Below are 17,717 nucleotides of genomic sequence, written 5' to 3'. Positions count from 1 at the left end.
GAGCGCATTATCCGCGCCCCACCGCTTCCGCGGCGCGCAACATTTCAAAAACTTTACGTTGTTACAAAGGCGCAACATTTTGCAAACCCTTGTTTTACAACGGAGTTTTACATTGGTATCACGTTCGCTGCACTGCGAGAGAAATGACCTGCGGCCGAGAGGCCCCTGGCGAGCCAGGTTGACTTCCGGGAACCGTTGCACAATCTGCAGCACACGACGAGCGCCGAATGCAATCTGTAATTATAACTTGTTTGCTATCTGAAAATTGGTGATTACGCGAACGTCGGGCCGCAGGATCTGTCCAGCAAACGAGGCTCGCAAGTCGTGACTGACGAAGAAGGCTGTCGTCCGGGCGACATTCCGCATGCGGAATAGCTTTTGCGTATTTACAATGCCGAAACATTCACTTGTCTTGCACGCGCATCGCAACCGATGACGCTGCATCGCTAACCGCCCCACTCCGACTTCACGATCAATTGGAACATTTGACCATCGCACAGCGTAACGCCCGCAACGCAAAGCTCGCGAGCTATGCGGACCGGCCGCTTGCGTTTCTTTTCCGCTTCATCCGTCGTCATCCGGTGTCGCATGCCATCGTGCTGTGCAGCGTGCTCGCCGCGGTGGGCTGCGCGCTCGCGTCGCAGTACGCGATCAAGCATCTGATCGACGTGCTCGGCACCGGCCGGCATCATCCGGGGCCGCTGTGGACCGCGTTCGCGATCCTCGTCGGCCTGATCGCCGCGGACAACATGCTGTGGCGGGTCGGCGGCTGGGTTGCCGCGCACACGTTCGTCGCCGTCACGGGCGACCTGCGGCGCGACCTCTTCCAGTATCTGAGCGGGCATTCGCCGAGCTATTACGCGGAGAAACAGCCCGGCATGCTCGCGAGCCGCATCACGGCAACGTCGAACGCGGTCTATACGGCCGAAAACACCACCGCGTGGAACGTGCTGCCGCCGTGTATCGCGGTGTGCGGCGCGATCGTGATGATCATCGCGGTCAATCCGCTGATGGCCGGCGGCCTGCTGCTGTGTTCGGCGATTCTGTCGGTGGTGCTGTACAAGCTCGCCGGACGCGGCTCCGCGCGCCACCATCATTTCGCGACCAAGGCGGCATCGGTAGACGGCGAGCTCGTCGACGTGATCAGCAACATGGGCCTCGTGCGCGCGTTCGGTATGACCTTTCGCGAGCAGAAGCGCTTCGGCGCGACCGTCAAGGCCGAGATGGATGCGCGGCAGCAGAGCCTGCTGTATCTCGAGAAGCTGCGGCTGCTGCACGCGGTGATCACCGCGCTGCTGTCGGCGGGGCTGCTCGGCTGGGCGCTGTGGCTGTGGGATCAGGGCAAGGCGACGTCGGGCGATATCGTGCTGGTCAGCTCGCTCGGCTTCACGATTCTGCACGGCACGCGCGACCTCGCCGTCGCGCTGGTCGACGTGACGCAGCACGTCGCGCGTCTCGCCGAAGCCGTGAAGACGCTGCTCGAGCCGCACGGGATGCCCGATCGCTCGGACGCGGCCGAACTTGTGCCGCAAGGCGGACGCGTCGACTTCGAGCGCGTCACGTTCGCGTACCCGCGCCGCCGGCCGATCCTCGATCATTTCGATCTGCACATCGAGCCGGGCCAGCGCGTCGGGCTGATCGGCAAATCGGGCGCGGGCAAGTCGACGGTGCTCGCGCTGCTGCAGCGCTTCTACGAAACCCAGGGCGGGCAGATCAAGATCGACGGGATGGATATCGGCGCGGTCACGCAGGACAGCCTGCGCCACGCGATCGCGCTGGTGCCGCAGGACATCTCGCTGTTCCATCGGACGGTCTACGAGAACATCGCGTATGGCCGACCCGAGGCGTCGCGCGAAGAAGTGCTCACTGCGGCCCGCGAAGCGCGCTGCACGGACTTCATCGAAGCGATGCCGGAAGGGTTCGACACGATCGTCGGCGACCGCGGCGTGAAACTGTCGGGCGGGCAACGGCAGCGGATCGCGATCGCGCGCGCGATCCTGAAGAATGCGCCGATCCTGCTGCTCGACGAAGCAACGTCGGCACTCGACAGCGCATCGGAAGAAGCGATCCAGAAAGCACTCGACCGGCTGATGGTCGGCCGCACGGTGATCGCGATCGCGCACCGGCTATCGACGCTGCACAACTTCGACCGGATCATCGTGATGAATTCGGGCAAGGTCATCGACGACGGCAGCCCCGAAGAGTTGCGCAATCGGCCGGGCCTTTATCGCGATCTGCTGTCGAAGCAGTACGGCAAGGGGACGACGCTGCATATCGGCGGCAAGAAGGTCGACGAGCAGCACGTCGCGTAACGTCGCTCGCTTTCGCTGATATCGGTGGTGGCAGTCGTGATCGATCGCCACCTCTCAGTCTCTTGCCTACCCGGCACATGCCTCTTCAGGCATGCTCCCCCGAGCGCTGCAGATCGCTCATAAAGCGATCTCGCCACACCGACACATTGTTCTCCCGCAGCAGCACCATCATGTCGCGATGACGCGCCTGCCGCTCCGCGAGCGGCATCGTCAGTGCGGCAGCTAGCGCGTCGGCCATGCCGTCGACGTCGACCGGATTCACGATCAACGCGCCCTGCAATTCCTGCGCGGCGCCGGCGAAGCGCGACAGCACCAGCACGCCCGGATCCTCCGGGTCCTGCGCCGACACATATTCCTTCGCGACGAGATTCATGCCGTCGCGCAACGGCGTCACGTAGCCGACGTGCGCGGTGCGAAACAGCGCGGCCAGCACCGAGCGCTCGTACTGCCGATGGATGTACAGGATCGGCGTCCAGTCCAGTTCGGCGAAGCGCCCATTGATTCGGCCCGACTCGCCCTCGAGCTGCAGACGGATGTCCTGATACGCATGCAGATCGGCACGCGTCGGCGGGGCGATCTGCAGGAACGACACGTGATTGCGCTGCGCGGGCACATGTTCGAGCAGCCGCTCGAACGCACGAAAACGCTCGACCAGCCCCTTCGAATAATCGAGCCGGTCGACGCTCATGATCAGCTTGCGCGCATGCAGCGTCGCCTTCATCGTGCGCACGGCCTTGCCGGGCTCGCCTGCTTTCGCGAGCGCTGCGATCTCGTCGGGATAGACGCCGATCGGATAATCGGCAGCATGCAGCGTGCGGCCGAACGCGCGCACGACGTGCGGGCCCTCGCCCGATGCATCGACCGAGCCGTCTGCTTCGTTGACGATGTAATCGCAGAACGCGCGCAGATCGGGGGCGGTCTGGAAGCCGAGCAGATCGAACGAGCACAGCGCCTCGACGAGCGCACGATGCGGCGGCACCGCGAGCAGCACCTGCGACGCAGGAAACGGAATGTGCAGAAAGAAGCCAATGCGATTCCCGACGCTCGCTGCACGCAGCGCCTGCGCGAACGGAATCAGGTGATAGTCGTGTACCCAGATCACGTCGTCGGGCTGCAGCAGCGGCACCAGTTGCTGCGCAAGCCACGCGTTGACGCGACAGTAGCCGCCGAATTCGTGCCGGTCGTATTGCAGCAGATCGGGACGGTAGTGGAACGCGGGCCACAGCGTCGCGTTCGAAAAGCCGCGGTAGTACTGGTCGTAATCGCGTCGCGTGAGGCCGATCGTCGCGAAGGTCACGGGGCCGCGTTCCTCGACCTTGATCTGCGGCTGCCCGGACGCCAGTACGTCGCCGCTCCAGCCGAACCACATCCCGCCGGTTTCCTTCAACGCGTCGTACACACCGACCGCGAGACCGCCCGCTGCGGGACCGCCTTCGGAAATCGGCGCTACGCGGTTCGATACGATGATCAGTCGGCCCATTGCCGGCGCTCCCCGTGCGAAGAATGGATCTGCGGATGTTTTCGACGCAACGTCCGACGCACAGTAAAGCTCATGCGCCGCGTGCCGCCGCGACGATCGACGCGAGCCACGTATGCAGCGCCTTCACCGAGTCGAGACGCGTGCGCGCGATCGTGTCGCCGCCGCCGACCTTGATCGACAGTCCATCGTATTCGTTGACGACCGCGAAGCCTTTTTCGTCGGTGAGATCATCGCCGGCAAACACCGGACGACGGCCGGCGAACGGCGGCTCGTCGAGAAACGCGCGCAGCGCGCGGCCCTTGTCGACGTCTTTCGGTTTGATCTCGTAGACCATCTTGCCGGGCTGCAGCACGTACGCGCCGGGGTAATCCGCGACGAGGCGCGACGTGGCCTCGCGTGCGATGGTCTCGCGGTCGGGTGCATTGCGGTAATGCAGCGCGAGCGCGGCACCCTTGATCTCGAGCAGCATGCCGGGATGATGATTGACGACGTCGGCGAGCACCTGCTCCATCCGCAGCAGCCGGTCGTCGTTGAAGCCGATGCGCTGCGTGTCGCCGTTCGCGTCGCGCCGTTCGGCGCCGTGCAGACCCGCGATCGGCATGTCGGGCATGCCGAGAAACGCGTCGATGCTGTCGATGCCACGGCCCGACACGATCGCCACCGCGCCGTTCGTCAGCCGCCGCAGTTCGGCGAGCAACTCGACGGTGCCGGGTTCCACCAGCACGCCGTCGGGCGTCGGTGCAAGCTCGACGAGCGTACCGTCGAAATCGAAGAAGAAAGCCGTCTCCGTCGGAGACAGAACTGCCGGAATTGCATGCATCGGTTTATCTTGCCTCCCGGCCGTGTGCAGCCGGATATACAGCCGGAAAAGTGTGCGCATCTTACCGCGCATCGGTCGATTTTTCGAGGAAGCAGCTCGGCATGCGATCGTGCGCGGGCGTTGAGCGGCATTCGTTCGTGCGATGTTGCACTCGACCCCAACCTGTGACTCCCGCGCATTCCGGCACGCGTCGCACGCATCCGATTGTGCGGCAAATTGACTCGATGCCGCCGAACCACGGCCGTAGCCGCGACGCCGCGCGACGATTTGCGTTAGAGTCGCAGCCACGATGGCCCGTGCGGCATGCTCATCTTCACACAAGCCCGATCATCCGGTGCCGATAGTGGATCGAGTGTCCACCACGACCATGGTTCCCCAGAACTTCTCCGCGACGCCATGCAAACGGATTTTCTTCACCGCGGCGCGAACGCGATCCGACGCCCGTCCGCACTTTCTCGCGTGCGCCGCGTCGCGCTCGGACTGCTCGCGGCAGCCGCCCTCGCCGGCTGCTCGCACGACAGCGCACCGTGGCAACTGACCGACGTCACCGGCCACCTGCCCGACCTGTCGTTCTCGCTGACCGCCGACGACGGCAAGCCCGTCACCGGCGCGACGTTCAAGGGCATCACGTCGCTCGTCTACTTCGGCTACACGCATTGCCCCGACGTGTGCCCGGAAACGATGGCGCGGCTGATGCAGGTGCTCCAGAAGCTCGGTCCCGACGCGCAGCACGTGCGCATCCTGTTCATCACCGTCGACCCGGCACGCGACACCGCGAAAGCGCTGCACGACTATCTCGGCGCATTCGATGCCGAGCATGCGCGCGGCCTGACGGGTACCGACTCGCAGATCGAATCGATGGCGAGGAAGTATCGCGTCGCGTATCAGATGGAAAAGCGCGACCCGAACGGCGACTACGAGGTGACGCATAGCTCGGCGGTCTACGTGTTCGATTCCAACGGCCACGCGCGCCTGCTCGCGACCGATCACGATTCGCCGGATGTGATTGCACACGACGTGCGTCGCGTGATCGAAGCGCCGGTTTCCTGAGCGCATCGCAGACGCTTTTACATCAGCTCGCACGCATCCACACGTGCGGGATGCCGTCGTCGTCGTGAATGTTGGAGACCGGTTCGAAACCGAACGCGCCGTAGAACGCCTGCAGATGCGCCTGCGCATGCAGACGGATCGGCACACCGGGCCACTGTGCGTAGATGTGGCTCAGCGCGCGCTCCATCATCGCGCGGCCGATACCGACGCCGCGAAAGTCCGGCATCGTCAGCACGCGGCCGATGCGCACGTCGGGTTCCTCATCGTCGGGCAGCAGCACGCGCAGATAACCCGCGAGCCGCGGATGCGCACCGCCGATGCTGTATGCGCACAGATGCCATGCCTGCGGATCGCGGCCGTCAACGTCGTCATAGACGCACTTCTGCTCGACGACGAACACCGCGCTGCGGGCGGCGAGAATCTCGTAGACCTCGGCAGGCGACAGATCGTCGAACGCTTTCCAGCGCCAGTCAAATTGGGGCGTATTGGGAGCCTGTGCGCCGTGAGCGCCATTGGAAGAGGCCGCCTGTGAGCCGGCGTGCTGCGGATCGGTCATGGGTGCAGTCGATGGAATCGATGGAATTGCGCGGATGATGCGCGGTGACGATGACCGGATTATGCCGGGACCGGCAGCAGCAAGCCAATGACGCGACCCAGGGGTTTTCTCGGGCGCGGCGGCTTCGGGCTCCCGCCGCCGCGCTCCATGCGCATCGACTGCGCCTGTCGACTACAGCAGCGACTTGCCCTGCGCGAGGATCTTGTCGCAGACCTGCTTGGTCAGTTGCTCCTTCAGACCGCCGCCGCTCAGATCGACCTGCTTGCCGTTGCTGCCGCTGAGAATGCCGCGCGAACCTTCGGAGTAACCGCTGTCGCTCGTCGATGACCCGCCGGGCAGCTTGCTCATCAGCGAGTCTTTCACCGACGACGCACTGTTGCCGCTCAGGTAATTGTTCTTGATGCAGAACTGCAGCACGCCGGCGACGTTGCCGGTGCTGCCCGACGTCAACGATTGTCCGGACAGCGAACTGCCGAGGCCGCTGAGACTACCAAGGTTGCTCCCCAGTCCGCCACCGCCTGATGAACTGTTCGAACCACCCGGCAACAGATTGCCGAGTTGCGCATGCGCGGCCTGGAACGGCAACGACGCGGCGAGCAGAAAGCCCGCTGTAGCGACGGCCGCGGCGAGACGGGATGTCGTTCGGGTCGTGATTCGACGGGTGTTGATTTTCATCGTTATCCTCCTTGGGGGTCGGCTGAAGCGCCTTTAACCGCTCTTAACTATAGTGCGGTTCGACAGCTACGACCGGCCGATGCGCGCGCAGTTCATCGTGAATATGGACACGGAATTCATCGCGCATCGTTATCGCTTTGCGCGGGTCCGTCGTCCGGGTCGCCCTGCCGCATTTCACGCACGATCCAGTCGTTGAACAGCCGCATCGCGGGCGTCGGCGTTTTCGCCTTCTGCATCGTGAGCCAGTAGCTACCTGCGTCGACGTCGATATCGAACGGACGGCAGAGCCGGCCCGCATTCAGTTCATGCACGAACATCGCGGCAGGGGCCAGTGCGACACCCGCGCCCTGCATCGCGGCCTCGGCCATCAACCGCGACGAATCGAACACCGGACCGCGCACCGGTCGCGGTGCGACCGGCGCGGCCGCGAACCAGCTGGCCCAGTCGCCGATGCGGTATGAGCGCAGCAGCGTTTCGCCGGCGAGATCGGCGGGCGCGCGCAGACGCTTCGCGATGTCGGGATGGCACAGCACGGACAGCGGCGCATCGAGCAGCTTCAACGCGAGCGAGCCGGGCCACGTGCCGTCGCCGAAACGGATCGCGAAATCGAGGCCTTCGGTCGCGAGATCGACGAGATTGTTGTGCGTCAGCACGCGCAGTTCGACGAACGGATGCGCGTCGCGAAACGCGGCGAGCCTCGGCATCAACCAGCCGACCGCGAACGTCCCCACCACGCCGACCGTCAGCACCTCGTGAAAATGGCCGCTCTCGAATCGCCGCAGCACGGCCTCCATCCGGTCGAATGCATCGGTGAGCACCGGACACAGCGCGAGCCCTTCGTCGGTCAGCGCGAGCCCGCGCGGCAGACGCTTGAACAGCGCGGTGCCGACGCGCGCCTCGAGCACGCGAACCTGCTGGCTGATCGCCGCCTGCGTCACGCTGAGTTCGTGCGCGGCCTTCGTGAAGCTCAGATGCCGCGCGGAGGATTCGAAGGCGCGCAGCGCGTTCAGAGGTAACTGGAGTCGCATCGCGTCGTCTCCCATGCATTAGATTTTCTTGCCCATCCGGCAATTTATCATCGTTTGTGGGCCACGCGAAAACCGCCGATAGTTCATCCTGTCGCGCGAACCCCGCGCCTGATCGAAGACGAAAACAATGCTCAAACGACGTGTTTTACAGAGTTTTCTCGTAGCGGCCTGCGCAACGATCGCCGCATCCTGCGTCGACGCGCGAACGGTCTGCACGGTGCTGGCCGATGCGCGCTCCCAAACAGTTCTAATGCAAGAAGGCGACTGCAGCACGCGTGTGACGCCGGCGTCGACGTTCAAGATCGCGATCAGCCTGATGGGCTTCGACTCCGGGTTCCTGAAGGATGCACACACGCCCGCGCTGCCGTATCGCGCCGGCTACCCCGACTGGGGCGGCGCCGACTGGCGGCAACCGACCGACCCTACCCGCTGGATCCGCTATTCGGTCTTCTGGTTTTCGCAGCAGGTCACGCAGTCGCTCGGCGATGCGCGTTTTAGCCACTACGTCGATGCATTCGAATACGGCAATCGCGATGTCTCCGGAGACCCCGGCAAGCACAACGGACTGCAGCACGCGTGGGTCAGTTCGTCGTTGCGCATCTCGCCGCTCGAGCAGATCGCGTTTCTCGAGAAGTTGGTCAACCGGCAACTGCCCGTCGATGCGCACGCGTACGACATGACGAGCCAGATCACCGAGGTCGCTCAGCTGTCCGACGGCTGGGACGTGCATGGCAAACCCGGCTCGGGTTTTCCGCACAACGCTGACGGCACCATAGACGAAGCGCACGGCTACGGCTGGTTCGTCGGCTGGGCGACGAAGGGCACGCGAACGGTCGTGTTCGCGCGGCTCGTGCAGGAGGATAAGGTGATGCCAGGCACCGCGGGCGTGCGGGCTCGCGATGCGTTTATCAAGGAGTTGCCGGGGTTGCTGGAGAAGCGTGTGAATTGATGCAGGAATGTGATGTGGCGCGCTCACGTATTGAGACGCCGGAAAAAGAAAAGCCCCGATCTCTCGGGGCTTTTCTCTTCAACTGTGCTGGAGGCGCGAGCCGGAGTCGAACCGGCCTGGACGGCTTTGCAGGCCGCTGCATAACCATGAATATCAATTGGTTAACACTTAAACACTCTCCCAATCACACCATCACTCCCAGCCGCAGCTACATATGCCAGTAATGCAGCGGCTCTCTCTCGATTCCGGACAACGCTCCGGACTCTAGTCAACGCTCACCTGGCGTGTGTGGCAGTGCGAGCCACCGCAGCTTCGAATGCCTCGACGAACGCGTCGGCTTCGCGCTTATGACAATTGGCCCATTCTCGAATAACTCCCCAAGCTTGCAGTTTCTTCGAATGTGTCACCCACCAACTTTTACTGCTCTCCCTAGCGTTACTGTCCCCACCATCGTCTGAGAAGAAGGTGCTACGAATCTTGTCGCTGCTCGGGTTCGTCACACTGAATCGTCGTAATGCGTCTCTCAAAGGGCCATCGGTCGCGGCAGCGGCACTTCGGAGAAAATTTTTGATAATGTTCTCAGGGGACCGGTCAGTACCAGACGCACCCTTTGGACAGGGAAGTTTGATGGTATTGCCCCTTGCCGCTGCTTTTCTCGGAATAGAGGTATCCGCATCGACAATTAGAACCCGGTGTTTAAAAATGGGGTCCTTCTCAGGCAACGCCACCAAGTTGGACCCTCCCACCCCGAGGGGAATAAACTTGATCTGCACACCATTTTTTCTTCCAATCGCGCCTCTTTTGGCCGCTGGTACCAGGGCATCACAGAAGTCCTTGCCCTCTGGATCTTCAAAGTACACGCTCAGTATAGATTTACGTGGTGCGACAGACCCATCTAGGTCTTGGCGAAGTGCCAAATCATCAAGCACCGCAGTAAGTGATTGGTCTTCCGCGAGACGGGGAGTTGTGGTGTCTAACAAGTAGAACACCGCATCTGGAGCTCGCGCATCACCACTACCTTCTGGATGTATAGCCTCGATTAATCTAGGCGAGTGAGTTGTCGCTATCACCTGCAGACTTAAGCGTTTCGCATAAGTTTTCAACGCCTGCGCCAGACGATCAATAGCGTGGGGGTGGAAGCCGACATCAAGCTCATCAATGACGAGAAGCCCTCCGACGTAGCTCTCACCTAACTCACGTTTGAGACGGTTAAATGACGCTAACGCGGTCGCTATACTCCCTAGGCTATCCTGCCCCATGGAAATGGCAAGCGCGTCGTGATTTTGATAGCCAGGATGCGACGCCCTTTTTTTTGAACCTTTTATGCTCAAATGAGTGACCTCCGTGGTCACTTGGCTACCCAATATCACCGACCGGACAAAGTCGACCATAAGTTGACTATCTTGATCCTCCATGGAAACGCGTGTGCTGTGCACCTCCTTCTCATCGGCTTCGCCGATGGGAGCCAACCTCCGGATCCCAAGGTAGATAGTCGGCAATGGCACCTTAGCGTCTTGCCCAACAGAATCGTCATCTGCTTTGTTAATTGTTCGAGGTACGACCCGTGCTCGCTGCCATTGTCCGCGCTGCGTCATGGAGCAACGTTTTTGCACGAGCTGTCCATTCACATTTGCGACGACAATTGGCGCGGCTGTTGGGTGTTCTTGTGCTTTTGTGACTTCCTCTAACGCGAGATAGACGATCCTCTCGATGTTCGCGTAGAACGGTTCTGCAAAGTAGCTTCGAGGGCCACCAGGAGTCGTGTCACCGAATGTGTTCGCTACTAGCCCGAGGATCGTTGATTTACCAATGCCATTGTGGCCGGCGATAATGTTGATTCTTTCGGAAAAATCGATCTTCAAATTGCCCAACTTTCTGAAGGGCGGTGTACCGAATTCTAACGAGCAGACTGTGATCCTGTTTGCAGTTGGCGCCATTTACCAATCCCCTTCACAGATTAATTTTTTTGGTAATACTCTCGGCTCAACCAGTTCTTCCGCCCGACTTTAGATCGATGGAATCCATATGTGAGCACGACATTCTAGCAAGAGACGCGAGTTCAGAGACGAATGCGGCACGTTCGCATGCCCGCTTTAGATCTGATTGATGCACCTCATCCCGAACGACGTCGATTGTTGCCGCTATTTTCGCACGACAGAGAATGCGAGAAATGCTGGAGGCTTCGACGAATGAGAACCTTTGATTTATTTTTGAGTGGACTTCCTGAAGATCAACCGAAATACGGTAACGAAGTCGGCAGGTACCGGCGAGTTACCTAGCAGAAAGATCGGTCGTGCACGGGCGTTCCTCGGGGATGACGTCGCCGTCTTCCTACGAAGAAAACGCAGGAGCAATCTCTCACTCCATTACAGGGTACGCACGAACCTGAAACCGACGCGCGTTGCACGAGCGATCGCGCAACAGTTTGAGGTACCCGATGAACGTAGGCCCGGACCGCGTTCACGCATTCTGCGTTGGCCACTGAAACTCCATACTGCCGGGTAGCAAGCGACTGCTCACCTACCTCATCATGTCGTAGAATGACGACGCGCCAACACGGAAACCAACAGTGACAACCTATCTGACTCCTCTCCGCTACCCAGGCGGCAAAGCCCGGTTGGGTCCATGGATCGCAGACCTACTCAGATACAACAAAATAAGCGGCGGCACTTATGTTGAGCCGTATGCCGGCGGAGCCGGTGCCGCGATTTATCTGCTCATCAAGGGGTACGTTAATCATATTGTGATCAACGATGCGGATCCGGTCGTGGCCGCATTTTGGTGGTCGGTCGCAAATGACACTGCACATTTTTTGCAATTACTAAACGACATCGACGTAACAATCGATGAGTGGCATCGGCAGCGAGCGATTCACGAGAATCCGACTGCATTTCACGCGACCGAGGTTGGATTCGCAACGTTCTTTCTCAATCGGACAAACCGCTCTGGAATCCTTTCAGGCGGCGTTATTGGCGGACTCGACCAGACGGGGCCGTACAAAATCGACGCACGGTTTAACAAAGTAGAACTCTCGAGCCGCATAGAGCGCATCGGAACAATGCGCCGACACATCACCGTGTATGGCATGGACGCCCTAGAACTCTTGCAGACAGTATGCGTAGAGCTTCCCGAGCGAAGTTTAATCTATCTTGATCCACCGTACTTTGAGAAGGGGAGTCTGTTATATCGCAACTTTTATGAGCCGAACGATCACGCTCAGATAGCGGATGCAGTCGCAAAAATCGAAACGCCGTGGATCGTCAGCTACGACAACTGCCCTGAAATTAGAGCGCTGTACGCGCAACATCGTGGCATCGATTTCTCTCTTACCTATTCGACACATACCGCTCGACCAACGGCCACCGAGGCACTCTTTTATGGTGGAGGCATCGAACTACACACAGAACCCGTTTTGCGACGCACACAAGAACCGGGCCGGCGACGCCGCGCGGCCGCATAGTTAGATCCTCTACGCCGTCGCTCGCCAACAGGCGGCGACGAAACATCCGATCTCGTCCCAAAAGGTGTTGAGCACCTGCTGATTCGGATGAAAATCCGGTGAGTGGACGTACTTTTGCAGCGTCCGGATATTGAGCCAATCCCCCTCCGTCTCAGCACGCCTCTTCACCAAGTCACCTTGCTCCCTAGTTAGTTGCCCCTTCGACACCATTGTCTCGGCGGCAGCAATGATGTTCTTGTGAAGGTACTGCCTATCTGTGAGACCTATTACCTCTCGATAACGAGCCTCGCTAATCTCGATTAGCGCACGCAGCAACACAGCAACCGAAATGGGCGTAACGGTCACTTGAAGCTTTTGCAGCTCGCCTACAAGGTTATGCGCCTTCGGATTCTCACGAGGTACATCGAAACCCGGTCGATTCGACGGAAACAACCGTGGACGCTCCCAAGTTGGCTTGCGCGGCGCAGCTGGACGCGCAGGCCGCGCGTTTGGGGAAGGCTGTTGTCCATTGACCCCACCTCCATTGGATGGTGTCGGAGTTGGTGACGGCGGCGGAGAGGGGGATTGGCGACCCGACGAGCCCGGTGTCGGCTTTGACGGGTGACCGCCTTCCGTCCCACCGCTTTGATCTTCCGGTTCAAGCCCCAAATCGCGCCTGACGCGCGCAACATAAGCCTGCTGCTGCTCGACCGTGAATAAACTATTTACATTTTGGCCGCCCGTCTCCAGATCGACTATCACGCGATTCGCCATCGTCTTCGCGGTGTCAATCGAAGCCACGACTAACAATTCGTCGTCTTCGACCTTAAACCCAAGCGACGTTAGGGTGTCGGCACTGAGCAAACGGGTCAAGGTTGTGATCGGAAACTCGTCGCTTATGAGCAAACCTTGCTCCTCCGCCCAAAGTGCATACTGAGCTGCCCTGCGGTTTGGATCCGGTTCGTCTCCGTCAAGCAGAAAGATCGTTCGGAGATACGCTGACCAGCTTACTTGACCAACGCCTTGTTGTTCACCGTTATGGCGCAGTAGCATTTCCCGCCGCATCGCGGCTTCGTCGTCGCATGCAAATACGTCGATCATTTCCGGCAAGTCGACCGCAGCGGTTTTGATCGCGCCAATCTTCGCAGTGAGTACTGGATCCCCTAGAAGGTCCGGCTGGTTCAGCAACTTCAACGCAGTCACACGCCGATTGCCATCGCGCACAATCCACTTTCCATCCGGAGTAGGAGAAACCAAAATTGGATTGGTCGAGAGTCCTTCTGCGGCAATGTCCCGCATGAGATTCAACATGTGCGCCTCGCGCCGCATGATGCGTGCAATGCAGTCATTCTGATCTTCGCCAATCCGGATACGCGCGTTGTGCGTATCTAAGAGTAGATCGAAGACTGGAATCCCCGGTTTGAACTCGAATTTTGCTCTAGTCATTTTTTTGTTTTCGCATGGTCGATCGAACAAGGTTACCAGAGTCGAGTAGCCAAGTCGCTGCCGCGCAAATTCCAGTACCGAATGAGGCCCCTGACGTCCGCGTGCCATGTGATTTTGACAATCTTGACGTCCGGCAACGGTATCCGCTTGCGGAGTCTGGACGTCACCTCATGCTGTAAATCGTGAAATGTTATGTCACCACATCCAGCACATCAAAAATTCGACTGAACTGCCCTGACAAACAGCATGCTTTTACGCCCAACGATGTATTCCCATGTCCCTAATGGATGTATTTTTTTGAAGACATAGGCTTTGAGCGGAACTCATGCAAATGGCCAATGAGCCGAGATGCGAGTTATTTTGCACTTTTCTTGAGCGGTTACAGACAGCTTCCCACCATTTTAGCGGGCATATTTCCATAAATGGAATACTGCCGAAAAAAGAAAAGCCCCGATCTCTCGGGGCTTTTCTCTTCAACTGTGCTGGAGGCGCGAGCCGGAGTCGAACCGGCCTGGACGGCTTTGCAGGCCGCTGCATAACCGCTTTGCTATCGCGCCATAAGCGGGCTCACAAACAAAAAGGGAAGCTTGGCTTCCCCGTATGTCTGGAGCGGGAGACGAGTCTCGAACTCGCGACCTCAACCTTGGCAAGGTTGCGCTCTACCAACTGAGCTACTCCCGCATGGTCCTGCGTACAGCGTTTTGAACCACATCAGAAACACAAAACGCTGCTTCGAATCTGGAGCGGGAGACGAGTCTCGAACTCGCGACCTCAACCTTGGCAAGGTTGCGCTCTACCAACTGAGCTACTCCCGCGTTTTACTGCTTCTGCTACTTCTTTCTTCGCTTCGGCTACCTGCCCGCTGCGAAGAAACGAGATTATGTATAAACGACCGAAAAGTGTCAACCCCTTCGACGCCGATGCCGCATGTGGCGGACGCCTCAGCGGATTCAGGCCATCCCGCCGCGCTCGCGGATCTGCGGCCACGCGAGCTTCATGTAGTACAACATCGACCAGATCGTCAGGAACGCTGCGAGGTAGATGAGCCACAGGCCCCACACACGCGTATCGACGACGAAGCGGCCGCCGAACGGCAACGTGCCGTAGAACAGCAGCATCGGGATCGCGATCATCTGGCACGCGGTCTTGAACTTGCCGAGCGAATTCACCGCGACGCTCTTCGACGCGCCGATCTGCGCCATCCACTCGCGCAGCGCCGAGATCGCGATCTCGCGGCCGACGATCACCAGCGCGATCGCCGAATCGAGCCGCGCGAGCTGCACCAGCACGAGCAGCGCGGCCGTGACCATCAGCTTGTCGGCGACCGGATCGAGGAATGCGCCGAACGCGGAGGTCTGGTTCCATTTGCGGGCGAGATAGCCGTCGAACCAGTCGGTCAGCGCCGCGAGGATGAAGATCGCCGCGGCGGCCCAGTTGCGGTGCGCCGGGCTCATCATCATGTCGGGCAGATAAAACACGCCCACGACGAGCGGAATCAGGACGATCCGCAGCCAGGTCAGGAAAATCGGGAAATTGAACGGCATGGGCAGGCGCAGCGTCTGACAAGGGAGTTGCAATTGTGCCGTGTCGCCGGGTGTGTCACAAGCAACCCGGCGACAGGGCCCGATAACGGCGTATGTGCCTGAAAATACCTCATCGCGCGCATCGACGCGCGAATCAGTGCAGTTGCCGGTAAATCTGTTCGGCGAGCGCCTGCGAAATGCCTTCGACGCTCGCCAGATCCTCTACGCTCGCCGCAACGACGCCGCGCAATCCGCCGAAACGCGCAAGCAACCGCTGCCGACGCTTCGCGCCGATGCCTTCGAGTTCTTCGAGCCGCGACGTCTGCCGGGTCTTCGCGCGCTTCGCGCGCATGCCGGTGATCGCGAACCGGTGCGCCTCGTCGCGGATCTGTGCGACCAGCATCAGCGCGGCGCTTTCCTTGCCGAGTTCGAGCGGCGTCCGTCCGTCGGCGAACACGAGCGTCTCGAGGCCGACCTTGCGCCCCTCGCCCTTCGCGACACCGACGAGGATGCTGTGATCGATACCGAGTTCGGTGAACACCTGACGCGCTATCTCGACCTGCCCCTTGCCGCCGTCGATCAGCACGATGTTCGGCATCGTAGCGCCCGTTGCGGGAGGTTCGACGACAGCGGTGGGCGCGCTTTCTGCGGATGGTTCAGCCGTAGCTTCAGCAAGCTCGACTACGGTTTCATCTTCCGTCTGCTGGTCCGCATTCGCCGCAGCCTGCGCGACCATTTTCTCGTAGCGTCGCGTGAGCACCTGTCGCATCGCGGCGTAGTCGTCACCGGGTGTGATGTCGGTGATGTTGTAGCGGCGGTACTCGCCCGACTGCATCTTGTGATGGTGATACACGACGCACGACGCCTGCGTCGCCTCGCCCATCGTGTGGCTGATGTCGAAGCATTCGATGCGCAGTTGCCCAAGATCGTCGCATTCGAGACCGAGCGTTTCGGCAAGTACCCGCGTACGCGCCTGCTGCGAACCCTGCTCGGACAGCAGCCGTGCAAGCGCGAGCCGCGCGTTCTGTTCGGCCATGCCGAGCCACACGCGCTTCTGGCCTTGCGGCTGCCGCAGCACCGTGACCTTGTGACCGGCCTGTTCGATCAGCAGATCGACGAGCTCGCGATTCGCCGGCGCGTGACTCACGACCAGCACCGGCGGCACGCGATTACCCAGGTAGTGCTGCGCGATGAACGCTTCGAGGACTTCGGCTTCGATGCCTGTGGGAAGGGGTTTTCTGCCGCCGGGACGTGGATTCGTTTGCGGTTGTGCTTCCTCTGTGCCTTCAACGTCTTCCGACTCTTCAACGTCTTCTGCAAGAGCGCCGACGTCTGCTTCATCGATCACAGCGGAGTCCGCATCCTGCAGTTTTGCGAGCGCGTCGACCGCAGGTTCGGCATCCATCGGAACCGCTTGCACATCGACGCCTTCATCCGGACCGAGTCCACCTTCTTCGACGCTCAACGCAGTCTCGACATGCGCCGGAAAATACGCCTTGTCGCCGAGATGCCGGCCACCGCGCACCATCGCGAGATTCACGCACACGCGCCCGCCGAGCGCGACCACCGCGAGAATATCGACGTCGCTGTCGCCGCCGACTTCGATCGCCTGTTGATGAAGCACGGTCGACAGCGAGCTCATCTGGTTGCGCACCGCCGCCGCCTGCTCGAACTTCAGTTCGCCAGCAAACGCGTGCATCTTCTGCTCGAGTTCCTTCATCACCTCGCTTTGCCGGCCGAGCAGAAACCGCGATGCGTTTGCGACGTCGCGTGCGTAATCCTCTTCGCTGATCGCGTGCACGCATGGCGCCGTGCAGCGGCCGATCTGATGCAGCAGGCAAGGCCGCGTGCGATTGTTGAAGACCGAATCTTCGCAGGTGCGCAGCTGAAACACGCGCTGCAGGATCTGGATGCTTTCGCGCACGGCCCACGCACTCGGAAACGGACCGAAGTACTGATTCTTGCGATCGACCGAGCCGCGGTAATACGCCATGCGCGGGTACGCGTGCCCGGTGATCTTCAGGTACGGGTAGGACTTGTCGTCGCGAAACAGGATGTTGTAGCGCGGCGCGAGCGCCTTGATCAGATTGTTTTCGAGCAGCAGCGCTTCGGCCTCGGAACGCGTCACCGTCGTTTCGATCCGCGCGATGCGCGTGACCATCATTGCGATGCGCGGCGACAGCTGCGTCTTCGTGAAGTAGCTCGACACGCGCTTCTTCAGATCGCGCGCCTTGCCGACGTAAAGCACTGCATCGTGCGCGTCGTAATAACGATACACGCCCGGCAGATGCGGCAACTGCACCAGCACCTTCTTCGGATCGAAGGGATCGGCGGCGGCTGGGTCGCTGGAAGCGTGAGGAACGTCGGTTCGGGTCATGCAGGTCGGTTGGGCTGCCCGGCTCGGTTGCAGGGCGGGTCATCGGAAAGGGACTTGCAGGT

At 60.5% G+C, this 17,717-nt stretch carries 13 protein-coding genes and 4 tRNA genes; 4 read left to right on the top strand and 13 right to left on the bottom strand.

Translation table 11 applies throughout. The annotated features are described in order from the left end of the window. The first annotated feature begins 476 nt into the window (after positions 1 to 476). Complete coding sequence (locus E1748_RS15215; protein WP_133648036.1) at positions 477 to 2,312, top strand: ABC transporter ATP-binding protein; 1,836 nt, start codon at positions 477 to 479, stop codon at positions 2,310 to 2,312. 85 nt (positions 2,313 to 2,397) lie between these two features. On the opposite strand, the gene otsA is transcribed toward E1748_RS15215, so the two are convergent. Together otsA and otsB are read right to left on the bottom strand one after the other, a co-directional pair. Continuing rightward, complete coding sequence (gene otsA / locus E1748_RS15210) at positions 2,398 to 3,792, bottom strand: alpha,alpha-trehalose-phosphate synthase (UDP-forming) (protein WP_133648035.1); 1,395 nt, start codon at positions 3,790 to 3,792, stop codon at positions 2,398 to 2,400. Between the two features lie 70 nt (positions 3,793 to 3,862). Then, entirely contained in the window at positions 3,863 to 4,612 is a 750-nt protein-coding gene (gene otsB / locus E1748_RS15205; protein ID WP_133648034.1) for a trehalose-phosphatase, read from the bottom strand. Positions 4,613 to 5,008: 396 nt separating this feature from the next. Between otsB and E1748_RS15200 the strand changes: the two genes are divergently transcribed. Next, entirely contained in the window at positions 5,009 to 5,662 is a 654-nt protein-coding gene (locus E1748_RS15200) for an SCO family protein (protein ID WP_133648033.1), read from the top strand. Between the two features lie 22 nt (positions 5,663 to 5,684). On the opposite strand, the gene E1748_RS15195 is transcribed toward E1748_RS15200, so the two are convergent. The 3 genes from E1748_RS15195 to E1748_RS15185 all read right to left on the bottom strand — a co-directional run bounded on the left by E1748_RS15195 (position 5,685) and on the right by E1748_RS15185 (position 7,921). Further along, the gene (locus E1748_RS15195; protein WP_133648032.1) at positions 5,685 to 6,218 is read right to left on the bottom strand and encodes a GNAT family N-acetyltransferase; all 534 of its coding nucleotides are present in this window, start codon (positions 6,216 to 6,218) and stop codon (positions 5,685 to 5,687) included. A gap of 171 nt (positions 6,219 to 6,389) precedes the next feature. Then, positions 6,390 to 6,893: a YjjA family protein gene (locus E1748_RS15190; protein ID WP_133648031.1), complete on the bottom strand. Its 504-nt coding sequence runs from the start codon at positions 6,891 to 6,893 to the stop codon at positions 6,390 to 6,392. A gap of 116 nt (positions 6,894 to 7,009) precedes the next feature. Next, on the bottom strand, positions 7,010 to 7,921 hold the full coding sequence (locus E1748_RS15185) for a LysR family transcriptional regulator (protein WP_133648030.1): 912 nt from the start codon (positions 7,919 to 7,921) through the stop codon (positions 7,010 to 7,012). 127 nt (positions 7,922 to 8,048) lie between these two features. Here E1748_RS15185 and blaOXA point away from each other — a divergent pair, with 127 nt between their 5' ends. Then, the gene (blaOXA, locus tag E1748_RS15180; protein WP_133648029.1) at positions 8,049 to 8,870 is read left to right on the top strand and encodes a class D beta-lactamase; all 822 of its coding nucleotides are present in this window, start codon (positions 8,049 to 8,051) and stop codon (positions 8,868 to 8,870) included. A gap of 88 nt (positions 8,871 to 8,958) precedes the next feature. Here the strand turns inward: blaOXA and E1748_RS31485 are convergent. Together E1748_RS31485 and E1748_RS15175 are read right to left on the bottom strand one after the other, a co-directional pair. Continuing rightward, positions 8,959 to 9,069 (bottom strand) — tRNA-Cys (locus E1748_RS31485). A 76-nt stretch (positions 9,070 to 9,145) separates the two neighbouring features. Further along, positions 9,146 to 10,807, bottom strand: coding sequence for an AAA family ATPase (locus E1748_RS15175; protein ID WP_133648028.1), 1,662 nt, complete (start codon positions 10,805 to 10,807; stop codon positions 9,146 to 9,148). A gap of 632 nt (positions 10,808 to 11,439) precedes the next feature. On the opposite strand from E1748_RS15175, the gene E1748_RS15170 reads away from it, so the two are divergent. Continuing rightward, complete coding sequence (locus E1748_RS15170) at positions 11,440 to 12,330, top strand: DNA adenine methylase (protein ID WP_133648027.1); 891 nt, start codon at positions 11,440 to 11,442, stop codon at positions 12,328 to 12,330. A gap of 9 nt (positions 12,331 to 12,339) precedes the next feature. Here E1748_RS15170 and E1748_RS15165 read toward each other — a convergent pair whose 3' ends face one another. From E1748_RS15165 to uvrC, 6 genes are all read right to left on the bottom strand, one after another. Further along, a complete protein-coding gene (locus E1748_RS15165; protein WP_133648026.1) occupies positions 12,340 to 13,863 on the bottom strand; it encodes a ParB N-terminal domain-containing protein in 1,524 nt (507 codons plus the stop codon). Between the two features lie 375 nt (positions 13,864 to 14,238). Next, a tRNA-Cys gene (locus tag E1748_RS15160) sits at positions 14,239 to 14,312 on the bottom strand. Between the two features lie 48 nt (positions 14,313 to 14,360). Beyond that, positions 14,361 to 14,436, bottom strand: a tRNA-Gly gene (locus E1748_RS15155). Between the two features lie 58 nt (positions 14,437 to 14,494). After that, a tRNA-Gly gene (locus E1748_RS15150) sits at positions 14,495 to 14,570 on the bottom strand. A 135-nt stretch (positions 14,571 to 14,705) separates the two neighbouring features. Continuing rightward, complete coding sequence (gene pgsA / locus E1748_RS15145) at positions 14,706 to 15,299, bottom strand: CDP-diacylglycerol--glycerol-3-phosphate 3-phosphatidyltransferase (protein WP_133648025.1); 594 nt, start codon at positions 15,297 to 15,299, stop codon at positions 14,706 to 14,708. 133 nt (positions 15,300 to 15,432) lie between these two features. Further along, on the bottom strand, positions 15,433 to 17,655 hold the full coding sequence (uvrC, locus tag E1748_RS15140) for an excinuclease ABC subunit UvrC (RefSeq protein ID WP_133648024.1): 2,223 nt from the start codon (positions 17,653 to 17,655) through the stop codon (positions 15,433 to 15,435). Positions 17,656 to 17,717: the final 62 nt, after the last annotated feature.

This window comes from Paraburkholderia flava (assembly GCF_004359985.1).
GTDB lineage: Bacteria > Pseudomonadota > Gammaproteobacteria > Burkholderiales > Burkholderiaceae > Paraburkholderia > Paraburkholderia flava.
Note: the sequence above shows the minus strand (reverse complement) of the source record. Positions and strands in the feature narration are given on the sequence as shown.